Source organism: Bradyrhizobium sp. F1.13.3 (assembly GCF_040548265.1).
GTDB lineage: Bacteria > Pseudomonadota > Alphaproteobacteria > Rhizobiales > Xanthobacteraceae > Bradyrhizobium.
In genome coordinates this window covers 634981-648671 of the sequence record NZ_JBEPRI010000002.1, presented here as the reverse complement: position 1 = coordinate 648671, position 13691 = coordinate 634981, and the positions used below count along the sequence as shown (strand labels likewise).

Annotated in this window: 11 protein-coding genes; 1 reads left to right on the top strand and 10 read right to left on the bottom strand. The window is 64.0% G+C overall.

What is annotated here, in order from left to right; all coding sequences use genetic code 11:
* Nucleotides 1-80: 80 nt before the first annotated feature.
* The 3 genes from ABIB66_RS07810 to ABIB66_RS07800 all read right to left on the bottom strand — a co-directional run bounded on the left by ABIB66_RS07810 (nucleotide 81) and on the right by ABIB66_RS07800 (nucleotide 2401).
* Nucleotides 81-713 carry a hypothetical protein gene (locus ABIB66_RS07810; protein WP_354254662.1) on the bottom strand — a complete coding sequence of 211 codons (633 nt, stop codon included), beginning with the start codon at nucleotides 711-713 and terminating at the stop codon, nucleotides 81-83.
* A 292-nt stretch (nucleotides 714-1005) separates the two neighbouring features.
* Complete coding sequence (locus tag ABIB66_RS07805) at nucleotides 1006-1467, bottom strand: GNAT family N-acetyltransferase (protein WP_354205724.1); 462 nt, start codon at nucleotides 1465-1467, stop codon at nucleotides 1006-1008.
* A 7-nt stretch (nucleotides 1468-1474) separates the two neighbouring features.
* A complete protein-coding gene (locus tag ABIB66_RS07800; RefSeq protein ID WP_275168783.1) occupies nucleotides 1475-2401 on the bottom strand; it encodes a hydrogen peroxide-inducible genes activator in 927 nt (308 codons plus the stop codon).
* Between the two features lie 114 nt (nucleotides 2402-2515).
* On the opposite strand from ABIB66_RS07800, the gene katG reads away from it, so the two are divergent.
* On the top strand, nucleotides 2516-4684 hold the full coding sequence (katG, locus tag ABIB66_RS07795) for a catalase/peroxidase HPI (RefSeq protein ID WP_354205727.1): 2169 nt from the start codon (nucleotides 2516-2518) through the stop codon (nucleotides 4682-4684).
* Nucleotides 4685-4757: 73 nt separating this feature from the next.
* On the opposite strand, the gene ABIB66_RS07790 is transcribed toward katG, so the two are convergent.
* The 7 genes from ABIB66_RS07790 to ABIB66_RS07760 all read right to left on the bottom strand — a co-directional run bounded on the left by ABIB66_RS07790 (nucleotide 4758) and on the right by ABIB66_RS07760 (nucleotide 13673).
* Nucleotides 4758-5492, bottom strand: coding sequence for a superoxide dismutase (locus ABIB66_RS07790; protein WP_354205729.1), 735 nt, complete (start codon nucleotides 5490-5492; stop codon nucleotides 4758-4760).
* 214 nt (nucleotides 5493-5706) lie between these two features.
* Nucleotides 5707-7860, bottom strand: a complete 2154-nt coding sequence (pnp, locus tag ABIB66_RS07785) for a polyribonucleotide nucleotidyltransferase (protein ID WP_007603907.1) — start codon at nucleotides 7858-7860, stop codon at nucleotides 5707-5709.
* A gap of 377 nt (nucleotides 7861-8237) precedes the next feature.
* Nucleotides 8238-8507 (bottom strand): 30S ribosomal protein S15, encoded by a 270-nt coding sequence (rpsO, locus tag ABIB66_RS07780; RefSeq protein WP_007598346.1) that lies wholly within the window; start codon nucleotides 8505-8507, stop codon nucleotides 8238-8240.
* Between the two features lie 3 nt (nucleotides 8508-8510).
* On the bottom strand, nucleotides 8511-9629 hold the full coding sequence (truB, locus tag ABIB66_RS07775) for a tRNA pseudouridine(55) synthase TruB (RefSeq protein ID WP_354064392.1): 1119 nt from the start codon (nucleotides 9627-9629) through the stop codon (nucleotides 8511-8513).
* Nucleotides 9626-10057, bottom strand: a complete 432-nt coding sequence (rbfA, locus tag ABIB66_RS07770; protein WP_275169145.1) for a 30S ribosome-binding factor RbfA — start codon at nucleotides 10055-10057, stop codon at nucleotides 9626-9628. The genes truB and rbfA overlap by 4 nt, the downstream gene beginning before the upstream one ends.
* Before the next feature lie 156 nt (nucleotides 10058-10213).
* Nucleotides 10214-12919: a translation initiation factor IF-2 gene (gene infB / locus ABIB66_RS07765; protein ID WP_354254660.1), complete on the bottom strand. Its 2706-nt coding sequence runs from the start codon at nucleotides 12917-12919 to the stop codon at nucleotides 10214-10216.
* Between the two features lie 70 nt (nucleotides 12920-12989).
* Nucleotides 12990-13673 (bottom strand): RNA-binding protein, encoded by a 684-nt coding sequence (locus ABIB66_RS07760; RefSeq protein ID WP_354254658.1) that lies wholly within the window; start codon nucleotides 13671-13673, stop codon nucleotides 12990-12992.
* Nucleotides 13674-13691 lie beyond the last annotated feature (18 nt).

Here is a 13691-nt window from a genome sequence, read left to right as displayed (position 1 = left end):
GGGAGCCGAACGGCGCGCAATTCATGCCGCGTTTGCCGGGCATTCGCAACGCACACCGCTCAGGTCCAGAATGCTCCGGCTCAGTCCTCCTTGAGATAGCCGGGGAGACCTCGGTCGAGCCTGTCTGCGACGAGTGTTCGTGTCCTCTCGCGCAACGCCGCGTTGGCCGAAGCTGCCGCGGGCGGGTCGGGGAACATTGAGTTGTCGAGTTTGGTCAGCGGGTCTTCGGTCAGTCGCATACTTGCGGCGAAGTTCGCGCCGAAATTCACAAAGGGGCGCTTGATTTCCTCATAGCTTCTGCCGTCGATCAGGTTGATCGAGATGTTGGCGAACAAATGCGAATGCCGGATCAGATTTCCGAGCCCCTGATTGAACGTGCCGATGCCGTTTAACATCAGGCGGGTGCCCGGCAGTTCTCCCTTGTACGTGGTCGCAACCAGATAGCGATCGCAGCTCCCGTTCGGAGTGATGCCGCGCACGATCGCTGGCAGGCGTTCGTTAGGATCGGGAATGAATCGCGATTTCGGATTGTAAAAGGGCTCGAAGGTTCCCTTGGGGTAGGCGATCCTGCGAACACCGGGATCGCCACCCGTTGCGGCTTTAACCCGCGCAAACACGAGATCGTCGAGACCCCAGTCGATGGGAACTTCGGTCTCCTCGTTCTCGAAAATGGTCAGCCCGAATTTTTGGACGGAATAGCGCTCGCCGATCACCGAGATCACGCCAAGCCGGCACGGGCCGCTCTCGACCGCGACCGGCTGCTTCGCCACCGGTTTGGCTTTCGCGGGCTTCTTGGCAGCTGGTTTTGCCGGTGCGGCCGCTGCGGGAGATGCGGTGGTTGCGGAAGGAGTTTGCGCTGCTGCCGGAGCCAGAAAGGACAGCAGGACGAGCACTGAGGCAGCAAATCGAAACATGGATTCCAGAGGATTAGCGGCAGGAGGTCATCGGTCACGCCACACTAGGTTGGGATCATGACAACCGCAAGCTGCATCCCGAACTCGCTGTCTATCCAGCTGCTCCCTGCCGCCACCGATAATACTTCATCACAAACCCGTTCGACGGCTCGATCTCTTGCTTCTCGAACACAAAGCCTTCGCGCTCGTACCAGCGCCAGGCCTTTTCATTCTCGCGGACGCAGCGCAGATACATCTCGTCGGGCATTTGTGTGCGCGTGAAGGCGAGCAATTGGCGGCCGAGCGATTGGCCCTGATAGCCGGGCGCGACGAACAGCATGTCGAGATAGAGTTTTGGCAAATGCAGCGCCAGCATCGCGGCGATCGTGCCGTTGTCGTCGGCGACGAACAGGCTCCAGCCGTCCTCGATCTCGCGCCGGATTCGTGCACGCAGGTTGGCCAGCAGGAATTCGCTCGCCTCGCCGAGCCCGGTCGAGACCCAGCTCTCCATCCAGACACGGCCGATCTCGTCGTATTCGTCCGCGCCGGCCGGGCGGATGGTGGGATGCGACATCGAGGCCTCAGGTCGGCTTGCTGCGCACGGATGGGCGTGCGCGCACCTTGCCCGCCGACAGGCATACCACCTCGGAGATCTGAAGGAGTTGCCGCGCGAGCGGGCTGGTCTTGCGCCAGACCATGCCGATGGTGCGTGACGGCTGCGGGTCGCGGAAGCGCGCGAGCGAGACCGAGGCCGATCGCGTCTCCACCGACACCGCCATTTCCGGGATCAAGGTGACGCCGATGCCGGCGCTGACCATCTGGACCAGCGTCGACAGCGAATTGGCGTCCAGCATCTCGCGCGGCGGCGCCGATTGCATGTTGCAGAATGACAGCGCCTGATCGCGGAAGCAGTGCCCCTCTTCAAGCAGCAGCAGCCGCATCTCCCGCATCATCTCCCGCGATGGGGCCGGCGTGCCCTCATCCGCGCTCGGCCGCACCAGCAGGAATTTTTCCTCGAACAGGGCGACCTCGGTGAGCGAGGGCTCGGACACCGGCAACGCAACGATGGCGGTATCGAGCCGGCCTTCCACCAGTTCCTGGATCAGCCGCGGCGTCATCGTCTCGCGCACGCGGATGTCGAGCTCCGGATGCATGCGCGTCAGGTTCTTGGTGATCGTCGGCAGCAGATAGGGCGCGATCGTCGGAATCATGCCGATGCGCAGCCGTCCGGAGAATCGGTCCTGCGAGGCGCGGGCGAAATCGCCAAGCTCGTCGACCGAGCGCAAAATGTCGCGGACGCGCTGCGCGAGCTCCTCGCCAAATCGGGTCAACGCCACCTGCCGGGCGCTGCGCTCAAGCAGCAGGCCGCCGAGCGCCTCCTCCAGCTCCTTGATCTGCATCGACAGGGCAGGCTGCGAGATCGAACAGGACTCAGCCGCGCGCCCGAAATGATTGTGACGCGCCAGGGCGTCGAAGTACCGGAGCTGGCGCAGGGTGAGGTTTAGCATCAGAAAATCTTATCGCTGCGATCATTAAAGTCAACTTCCCCTGATCGAACGCGAAGCTTAGAGTGCTTCTACCTGGTCAAAGGCGCGAGTTCGACGCCACCAGAGGAGGTATTCATGGACGACTCTTCAAAGTGCCCGTTTTCGGGTGGAAAACGTGTGCCGGCGAACCGCGATTGGTGGCCGACCCAGCTCAGCATCGAGATGCTGCACAAGAATTCGGCCAAGTCCGACCCGATGGACAAGGACTTCGACTACGCCAAGGAATTCAAGTCGCTCGACCTGAACGCGGTCATCAAGGACCTGACCGCTTTGATGACCGAATCGCAGGAATGGTGGCCCGCCGACTTCGGTCACTACGGCGGCCTCATGATCCGCATGGCCTGGCACAGCGCGGGCACCTATCGCACCACCGACGGCCGCGGTGGCGCCGGTGCCGGGCAGCAGCGTTTCGCGCCGCTGAACAGCTGGCCCGATAACGCCAATCTCGACAAGGCACGCCGTCTGCTCTGGCCGATCAAGCAGAAATACGGCCGCAAGATCTCCTGGGCCGATCTGATGGTGCTGGCCGGCAACGTCGCGCTGGAGTCGATGGGCTTCAAGACCTTTGGCTTTGCCGGCGGCCGCGTCGACGTCTGGGAGCCGGAAGAGCTGTATTGGGGTCCGGAAGGCACGTGGCTGGGCGATGAGCGCTACAGCGGCGAACGCCAGCTCGCCGAGCCGCTCGGCGCGGTGCAGATGGGCCTGATCTACGTCAATCCGGAAGGCCCGAACGGCAAGCCGGATCCGGTCGCCGCGGCCAAGGACATCCGCGAGACCTTCTCCCGCATGGCGATGAACGATGAAGAGACCGTCGCGCTGATCGCCGGCGGCCACAGCTTCGGCAAGACCCATGGTGCCGGCGATCCGTCGCTGGTCGGACCGGAGCCGGAAGCAGGCGCGCTCGAGGATCAGGGCCTCGGCTGGAAGAGCAAGCACGCGTCGGGCCACTCGGGCGATTCCATCACCAGCGGTCTCGAGGTGACCTGGACGACGACACCGACCAAGTGGAGCAACAACTTTTTCGAGAACCTGTTCAATTTCGAATGGGAGCTGACGAAGAGCCCGGCCGGTGCGCAGCAGTGGACGGCCAAGAACGCCGACGCGATCATTCCCGACGCCTTCGACAAGTCGAAGAAGCACCGGCCGACGATGCTGACGACCGACCTCTCGCTGCGTATGGATCCGGCCTATGAGAAGATCTCGCGCCGCTTCCTGGAGAATCCCGATCAATTCGCGGACGCCTTCGCCCGCGCCTGGTTCAAGCTCACCCATCGCGACATGGGCCCGATCCAGCGCTATCTCGGCCCGCTGGTGCCGAAGGAAACGCTGATCTGGCAGGACCCGATCCCGGCCGTGAATCACGAGCTGGCCAGCGAGCAGGATATCGCCTCGCTGAAGACCAAGATCCTGGCTTCGGGTCTGTCGGTCTCGGAGCTGGTCTCGACCGCCTGGGCGTCGGCCTCGACGTTCCGCGGCTCGGACAAGCGTGGCGGCGCCAACGGCGCGCGCATCCGCCTCGCCCCGCAGAAGGATTGGGAGGTGAACGAGCCGGCTCAGCTCTCGAAGGTCCTGGGCAAGCTCGAAGCGATCCAGAAGGACTTCAACGCGTCATCCGGTGCGAAGAAGGTCTCGCTGGCGGACCTCATCGTGCTCGGCGGCACCGCCGCGGTCGAGAAGGCCGCGAAGGATGCCGGCGTCGACGTCAAGGTCGGCTTCACGCCGGGCCGCATGGATGCCTCGCAGGAGCAGACCGACGCCGCCTCGTTTGCTCCGCTGGAGCCGCGGGCCGATGGCTTCCGCAACTTCATCGGCAAGCGGCAGCAGTTCATGATGCCCGAGGAGGCTCTGGTCGATCGTGCGCAGCTGCTCCGGCTTACCGGCCCGGAGATGACGGCCCTCGTCGGCGGTCTGCGCGTGCTCGGTGCCAATGCGAACGGTTCGAAGAACGGCGTCCTCACCTCGAAGGTGGGAACGCTGAGCAACGACTTCTTCGTCAACCTGCTCGACATGAGCACGCAGTGGACGCCGGCCGGCACCGACGGCACCTATGAGGCCCGCGACCGCAAGACCAATGCGGTCAAGTGGACCGGCACGCGCGTCGACCTGATCTTCGGCGCGCACTCGCAGCTTCGCGCCTACGCCGAGGTCTATGCCACGTCGGATTCCAAGGAGCAGTTCGTCAAGGACTTCGCCAAGGCCTGGACCAAGTTGATGAACCTCGACCGGTACGACATCGCGGCTTGATCGCTGAGTTCAGCAAGCGGCAATGAAAAGGGCGGCTGAGAAGCCGCCCTTTTTTGCTCGAAATTTGCGGCGTCTACACCCCGAGCGTGCCGCCCTTCGCCGCAGCGTAACGCTCGCTGATCTTGCTCCAGCTCACCGTGTTCCACCAGGCCTTGAGGTAGTCGGCACGGCGGTTCTGATAATTCAGATAATAGGCGTGCTCCCAGACGTCGTTGCCGAGCAAAGCGCGCTTGCCGTCAATGATGGGATTGTCCTGGTTCGGCCGCGTCTCGATCGCCAGCTTTCCATCCTTGTCGACGATGACGAACACCCAGCCCGAGCCGAACACCCGTCCGCCGGCAGCGTTGAAGTCGGTCTGGAATTTCTCCATGCCGCCAAGATCGCGGTCGATCGCGGCCAGCACTTCGCCTTCCGGCTTGCCCCCGTTCGGTCCCATGATCTGCCAGAACATCGTGTGGTTGGCATGGCCGCCCATGTTGTTGCGCACGCCGGTGCGGATCGCTTCGGGCACCGCGGCAAGATTGCCGAGAACGTCGCCGATGGGTTTGTCGGCAATCCCTGGGTTCTCCTTGGCGAAATTGTTGAGGTTGGTGATAAAGGCCTGGTGATGTCGGTCGTGATGGATCTCCATGGTCTTCGCGTCGATATGCGGTTCGAGCGCCGCGGTCGGATAGGTCAACGGCGGCAGCATGAAGGGACCTGCTGCGGCGGCCGGTGACGCGGCTTGAGCGAACACACGCGGGGCGGCGGCGACCGCCGCAATGCCGGTGGCAGCCAGCATGAGATGGCGCCTGGAGATCGATGACATTTGAACTTCCTTCGCTTCATGGGTGAAGACGCCGGTGAGATGCGGCGCGGGCAGTGTGCTCAGTTACGGGTCAAGCCGCATTGCCGGTTTCAGCCAAAGGCATTCTGACGCTGCGGCGGAATCGCACATCGCCGAGGCGCGCAAACAATAAAAGCGCACAAACAAAAAGGGCGGCCGCGAGGCCGCCCTTCGTGTTTCTGGCAGGTAGCGAGATTTACTCGCCGGCCGCTTCGCGCGCGGGCTGCTGGCTCTCGCCCTTGCCCTCGAGATCTTCGCCGGTCTCCTGATCGACCACCTTCATCGATAGGCGGGTCTTGCCGCGGTCGTCGAAGCCGAGCAGCTTGACCTTGACCTTGTCGCCTTCCTTGACGACGTCGGAGGTCTTCTGCACGCGCGCCGAGGCGAGCTGGCTGATGTGGACGAGACCGTCCTTGGAGCCGAAGAAGTTCACGAAAGCGCCGAACTCCATCACCTTGACGACGGTGCCGTCATAGATCTGGCCGACTTCCGGATCGGAGGCGATCGACTTGATCCACTTGATCGCGGCCTTCATGGCCTCGCCGTCGCTGGAGGCGACCTTCACGGTGCCGTCGTCCTCGATGTTGACCTTGGCGCCGGTCTTCTCGACGATCTCGCGGATCACCTTGCCGCCGGTGCCGATCACTTCGCGGATCTTGTCGGTGGCGATCTTGAACGTCTCGATGCGCGGCGCGTATTCGCCGAGCTCGGCACGGGCGTTGGTGAGCGCCTTCGACATCTCGCCGAGGATGTAGATACGCCCATCCTTGGCCTGGCCGAGCGCGACCTTCATGATCTCCTCGGTGATGCCCTCGATCTTGATGTCCATCTGGAGCGAGGTGATGCCCTGCTCGGTACCGGCGACCTTGAAGTCCATGTCGCCGAGATGGTCCTCGTCACCGAGAATGTCCGAGAGAACCGCGAAGCGCTTGTCTTCGAGGATCAGGCCCATCGCGATGCCCGCGGTCGGCCGCTTCAACGGCACGCCGGCGTCCATCAGCGCGAGCGAGGCGCCGCAGACCGAAGCCATCGACGAAGAGCCGTTGGATTCGGTGATCTCCGACACCACGCGCGTGGTGTAGGGGAATTCGTGGTGCGGCGGCAGCACCGGGTGGATCGCGCGCCAGGCGAGCTTGCCGTGGCCGATCTCGCGGCGCTTGGTGCCGCCGAGGCGGCCGGTCTCACCGACCGAGTAGGGAGGGAAATTGTAGTGCAGCAGGAACGTCTCTTTGTACGTTCCCGACAGCGCGTCGATGTACTGCTCGTCCTCACCGGTGCCGAGCGTGGTCACGACCAGCGCCTGGGTCTCGCCGCGGGTGAACAGCGCCGAGCCGTGGGCGCGGGGCAGCACGCCGACTTCGGCGACGATGTTGCGCACGGTCTTGGAATCGCGACCGTCGATACGCTTGCCGGTGTCGAGAATGTTCCAGCGAACGATCTTGGCTTCGAGCTCCTTGAACACGCCGCCGATGCGCAGCTTGTCGTATTTCGGCTCCTGCCCTTCGGGGAAGTAGTGGGCGATCACCTTTTCCTTGACCTTGCCGACCGCGGCGTAGCGATCCTGCTTGACCGGAATGGCGTAAGCGGCGCGCAGCTCCTGCTCGACCATGCCGAGCATTTCCTTTTCGAGCGCCGAATTGTCGATCGTGGTGACCTCGCGCGGCTCCTTCGCGGCCTTTTCAGCCAGCTCGATGATCGCGTTGATCACCGGCTGGAAGTGGCGGTGACCGAACATCACGGCGCCGAGCATGATCTCTTCGTTCAGCTCCTTGGCTTCCGATTCCACCATCAGCACGGCGTCCGCGGTGCCGGCTACGACGAGGTCGAGCTGGGTGTCGACCATCTCGTCGAGCGTCGGGTTGAGGATGAACTCGTCATTGGCGAAGCCGACGCGCGCGGCGCCGATCGGGCCCTTGAAGGGGGCGCCCGACAGGGTCAGCGCAGCCGACGATGCCACCAGCGCGACGATATCGGGATCGTTCTCCATGTCGTGCGAGAGCACGGTGACGATCACCTGGGTCTCGTTGCGCCAGCCGTCGACGAACAGCGGACGGATCGGACGGTCGATCAGGCGGGAGACCAGCGTTTCCTTCTCGGTCGGACGACCCTCGCGCTTGAAATAGCCGCCGGGAATGCGGCCGGCTGCGTAGGTCTTCTCCTGGTAGTCGACGGTCAGCGGCAGGAAGTCGACGCCCTCGCGGGGCGACTTCGCGGCAACGACGGTGGCGAGCACCACGGTCTCGCCGTAGGTCGCGACGACGGCGCCGTCGGCCTGGCGGGCGATCTTGCCGGTTTCGAGCTTGAGAGGGCGTCCACCCCAGTCGATCTCGACTGAATGCTTATTGAACATAGAGGTCTTCTTTCATGGGTTCTCGAAAGAAGGACGGGTCGAAAAACAAAAACCATGCGCAAGATTGCGGGACGTTGATCGAAGCGGGCGATCAGCGTCCTGCGATCCTGCCATGGTTTTTGGATTTCGGATGGCGTCCATCCCTTCGGGTCATACGGGCGCCTTGCCCGTTGTGCCCAGCCGCCGGATTGCTGCTGGACTGTCAGTCGGCACGAACGCGAACACCGAAGCGCGGTGTTCGCCCATCATGCCCCGGATGCTCGCCGTCAACGGCTCGCATCCGATGCGCACGCAGCCTCGACGAAAAACCTTTAAACAAACGCTTTCGTTCGAAATCACGCGCGAAAACGCGCGCCGGTTGGCGCGCGCAAGAACTCTTAACGACGAATGTTGTGCTTCTCGAGCAGCGCCTTGTAGCGCGCCTCGTCCTTCTTCTTCACATAGTCGAGGAGCGAGCGGCGGGTCGAGACCAGCTTCAAGAGGCCGCGACGCGAATGGTTGTCCTTCACGTGGGTCTTGAAATGGTTGGTGAGGTTGGCGATGCGTTCCGACAGGATCGCGACCTGAACCTCTGGCGAGCCGGTATCGCCGGCCTTGTTGGCATTCGTCTTGATGACTTCCGCTTTGCGTTCTGCGGCAATCGACATCGGTCAATTTCTCTCGTTGCGATCGGCGCTGGCAGTCAGGCCGGTCAGGTTGAACACACGCTTGGGGATGATTTCGCCATTGCCGACTTCGGCAAGCGCGAGAAGCCGGCCTGCCACCGTGACATAGACTGTGCCGCTACAAGTGGGCGCATCCCGTCCGCGCAACAAAACGGCTTGGCCCCGATGGAGCCTTGCCGCATCAGCCCGAGTGACGGCCAGTGCCGGGATGTCGTCCAGCGCGGTCTCAACGGGCATAAGCGCGTCGGCGAGGCTACCCTCGCCGGACGCGGCTCTATCGCACAAAGCCTCCAACTGATCCAGCGGAATCATGTCGTTCTCGCCAAATGGGCCGACCAGGGTCCGCCGTAGCGCGCAGATATGGCCGTAAGTGCCGAGAATCCGGCCCATATCGCGGGCCAGCGCGCGGACATAGGTGCCCTTGCCGCACTCGGCCTCGAACACGGCATGGCCGCTATCCGGTTGATCTACAAGGCTTAAACGGTGAATCTCGACCGGACGGGGGGCAAGCTCCACGATCTCGCCGTCGCGGGCGAGGTCGTAGGCGCGCTCGCCCTGGACCTTGATCGCGGAGTAGCGCGGCGGGATCTGCTGGATCACCCCGGTGAAACGGGGCAGCAGGGCCTCGATGGCCTCCCGGGTCGGGCGATGGTCCGAGGTTGCGGTCGCCCGGCCCTCGATGTCGTCGGTGTCGCGCTCCTCGCCCCAGCATACCGTGAACCGGTAGCGCTTGCGGCCGTCCATGACGAAGGGGACGGTCTTGGTGGCCTCGCCAAGCGCGATCGGCAGGCCGCCGGAAGCCAGCGGATCGAGCGTGCCGGCATGGCCGGCGCGCTTGGCGTTGAACAGGCGCTTCAGCACGGCAACGGCCTGCGTCGAGGTCATGCCGATCGGCTTGTCGAGCACGACCCAGCCGTGGACGTCGCGGCGGTCGCGGCGCGGCTGATTGCCCTTCTGCTTGTTGGCGCGCGGATCGTTATTGACGCGGCGCGGCTCCTGATGCGGCTGAGAATTGCCGCTCATGTCCGCAAAATTATTTTTCTGCACGTCGAGCTGATCGGTCTCTTCGCCGCCGATCGTGCCGTGAGCCGGGTCCATCGTCATCGTTCTTCTTCCCGATCCGAATCCGGATCCTGTTCCAGGTCCTTCTGCACCGCGGGTGTTCGCAAAAGCTTCTCGATCCGTTCCGCTTCGTCGAATCGTTCGTCGACGCGGAAGCGAAGGTCAGGTGCAAATTTCAGGTTAACGCGCCGCGCGACCTCGCCGCGCAGGAATTTCTTGTTGCGCTCAAGCGCAACGAGGACGATCTCGGTGTCGCGGCCACCAAGCGGCATCACATAGACTGTTGCGAGCTTCAGGTCGGGCGACATCCGCACCTCCGGCACGGTGATGATGTGGCCTTCAAGGTCAGCATCATGCACGCTGCCTTGCGCCAGAATCTCGGCTATCGCATGGCGAACCTGCTCGCCGACCCGCAACTGACGTTGCGAGCCGCCGGACGCGGAACTCTTTTTCTGATGATGGCGGGGCATGGTCTGAAAATCACCTCGTCGTGCCCGCTTTTGGGACACGGGCATTGTCATTTGTCTTGCTGAAACGAAGAGGGGTGGATGGCCGGAAAAAATCCGGCCATCGCACTCCCGCAATTCAGTTCAAAAAAGATCCAGGCGCTTCGGTAAGATTTGGACTTACAGGGAGCGCTGGATCGTCTCCACGCGGTAACACTCGATGACGTCACCGGCGCGCATGTCGTGATAGTTCTCGAAGGCCATGCCGCATTCCTGACCGGACTGGACTTCCTTCACTTCGTCCTTGAAGCGCTTCAGCGTCGACAGCTTGCCTTCGTGCACGACGACGTTGTCGCGGATCAGGCGCACGTTGGCGCCGCGTTCCACGGTGCCGTCGGTGACGCGGCAGCCCGCGACCTTGCCGACCTTGGAGATGTTGAAGATCTCCAGGATAGCGGCATTGCCGAGCATGGTTTCCCGCAGGGTCGGCGCGAGCAGGCCGCTCATGGCCTTCTTCACGTCGTCCACGAGGTCGTAGATGATGTTGTAGTAACGGATCTCGATGCCGTTGCGCTTGGCGGCCGCAGCGGCCTCCTTGTTCGCACGAACCGAGAAGCCGATGATCGCGGCGTTGAAGCCTTCCGCGAGCGTCACGTCCGATTCCGAGATGCCGCCGACACCCGCATGCAGGATACGCGCGGCGACTTCGTCGGTGCCGAGCTTCTCCAGCGATCCGAGGATCGCTTCCAGCGAGCCCTGCACGTCGGCCTTGATGATCAGCGGGAATTCCTTGCGGCCCGCCGTCTTCAGTTGCGACATCATCTGCTCGAGCGAGCCGCGCATGCCGGAGATCGAGGCAGCCGCGTTCTCGCGCTTCTGGTGCGCGCGGTAGCTGGTGACCTGGCGGGCGCGGGCTTCGTTCTCGACCACGGCGAGACGATCGCCGGCTTCCGGCGGACCGTTGAAGCCGAGCACCTCGACCGGCACTGACGGACCTGCCTCCTGCACCGTTTCGCCCTGATCCGAGATCAGTGCGCGGACGCGGCCCATTTCGGCGCCGGCGACGATGATGTCACCGACACGGAGCGTGCCGCGCTGGACCAGAACGGTCGCGACCGGACCGCGGCCGCGATCGAGCTTGGCTTCGATCACGGTGCCTTCGGCCGGGCGATCCGAATTGGTCTTGAGGTCGAGGATGTCGGCCTGGAGCGCGATCATCTCGAGCAGCTTGTCGAGATTGGTCTTGTTCTTGGCCGATACTTCGACGTCGACGACTTCGCCGCCGAAGGATTCCACCTGCACCTCGTGCTGGAGCAGCTCGGTGCGCACGCGCTCAGGCTTGGCGTCCGGCTTGTCGATCTTGTTGATGGCAACAATGATCGGCACCCGCGCCGCCTTGGCGTGGTTGATGGCTTCGATCGTCTGCGGCATCACGCCGTCGTCGGCCGCAACCACCAGCACGACGATGTCGGTCACCTTGGCGCCGCGGGCGCGCATCGCGGTGAACGCGGCGTGGCCGGGCGTGTCGATGAAGGTGATCTTCTTGCCGCTTTCGGGCGACAGCACCTGATAGGCGCCGATATGCTGGGTGATGCCGCCGGCTTCGCCGGAGACGACGTTGGCATGGCGGAGCGCGTCGAGCAGCGAGGTCTTGCCGTGGTCGACGTGACCCATCACGGTCACCACCGGCGAGCGCGGCTCGGTATCGGTGGAATCGTCGATGGCGTCGAACAGGCCTTCTTCAACGTCGGACGCGGCAACGCGCTTGACGGTGTGACCGAGCTCTTCGGCGATCAGCTGCGCAGTGTCGGCATCGATCACGTCGGTGATCTTGTGAATCGCGCCCTGCTTCATCAGCATGCGGATGATTTCCACCGCGCGCTCCGACATGCGGTTGGCGAGCTCCTGGATGGTGATCGCTTCCGGAATGACCACCTCGCGGATGAGCTTTTCCTTCGGCTCGTTCGCGGCATGGCCCTTCAGGCGCTGGGTGCGGCGGCGGAACGAGGCGATCGAGCGCTCGCGGACGTCGTCGGCATTGAAGGCGGTGACGACCGTCAGGCGGCCGCGCTCCTTCTGCGGGCCGGGCTTGTGGGTGGGCTTGGGAGCGACCACAGGCCGCGCAGCGCCGCCGGGGCCGCGTCGGATCTGGCGCGGACCCTCGTCCTCGTCCGGTCCGGCCGCGACAGCGGGGGCGCGGCCCACCGGGCCTCCCGGCCGCTGCGTGGTTGTTCCCGGCCGCACGGTCGTTGTTCCCGGGCGTGCCGTGGTGGTTGTGCCGGGGCGCGCCATCGGCGCTCCGGGCCGCGCTGCAGGAGCGGCCGAGGTCGCGGTGGCAGGGCGCGCCGCGGATTGCGGCTGCTCGCCTTCGCCAAAACGCTTCTTGGCCTCGGTTTCGGCCTTCCGCTTGGCTTCCTCTTCGTGGCGGTGACGCTCCTCCTCGGCCTTGCGGCGGGCTTCGGCGGCCTCGCGATCGGCACGCTCTGCGCTTTCGCGGACGGAGCGGCGCTGGGCCTCTTCCTCGGCATGGCGGCGCTCTTCGACTTCGCGCACCTTGGCATCGGCCAGCGCGCTGGCGCGGGCGGAACGTTCGTCTTCGGTCAGTGTACGCAGCACCACACCGGAGCCGGCGTTGCGCGGCGGCGCGGGGCGGGCCGGAGCAGGCTTGGGCGCGGCGGCGGCCGGCGCGGGCTTCGCCACCTCGGCCACCTGCGGCTCGGGGCTGCCGTCGACACGGCGCTTGCCACGCTTCTCGACCACGACCTGCTTGCTACGGCCATGACTGAAGCTCTGGCGCACGGTGCCCGTTTCGACGCGCGGCTTGAGCGATAGCGTCTTGCTCGGAACGCTCAGCTTCTTGTCGCCAGGGGTCTTGGTATCAACCATTAAGCAGTCCTAATCCTGATCTTGTTGTCTTGTGCGTTGCCGCACCGTGCTATCGGGTGGTCGTTGTCTCTCAGAAATCCTGGCCGGGCTTTTCGGCAGTCCTGTCAGCGTCCGCCATCCGGTATCGGACCAGCATCTGGCTACGTGACAGGAATGACTTGCTCGCCGGGCCCGCGAGCAGGGCAGCATGTATCACATTTGACCGGGTAAGTGCCAAATCCAATTCTGTCGATTTTAGTGCGGTGACGACGGGAATCTGCGGCTTGGCGCCGCGATTTCCCTCATTTTGACGCGCCAGCATGTCCAATTTGCGGATTCCGTCCGCGGCCCCGTCGCTGGCATGGATCAGGACCTCGACCGTACCTTCCCGAAGCGCGCTTTCGACCTTGCCGAAACCGGCGACGATCTGGCGCGCCTTGGCAGCAATCCCAAGGGCTTCGACCACGCTCCGGACCAGGAGCGCCTCGAGGTCGGCGGGAAGCGTCTGAGGGATGCGCAGCTCGCGCTTGAAGGCTTTCGTAAAATGGTGACGCCGAACGGCTTCCGCAACCACCTCACGCGAGGCGGTGACCCACATGCCGCGTCCGGGCAGCTTGCGCTTGAGATCGGGAACTATGTGCCCTTGCGGCGAGACGACGAAGCGGATCAGCTCGTCGATCGGCCGGACCTCGCGGCCGACCGCACACATCCGCATGGTCGCGGACCTTTCGGTCCGCGGTCCATGGTCGAGTTCGGGGTCAGTATCGGCGAGCATCCGGGTGACATCCTCCTT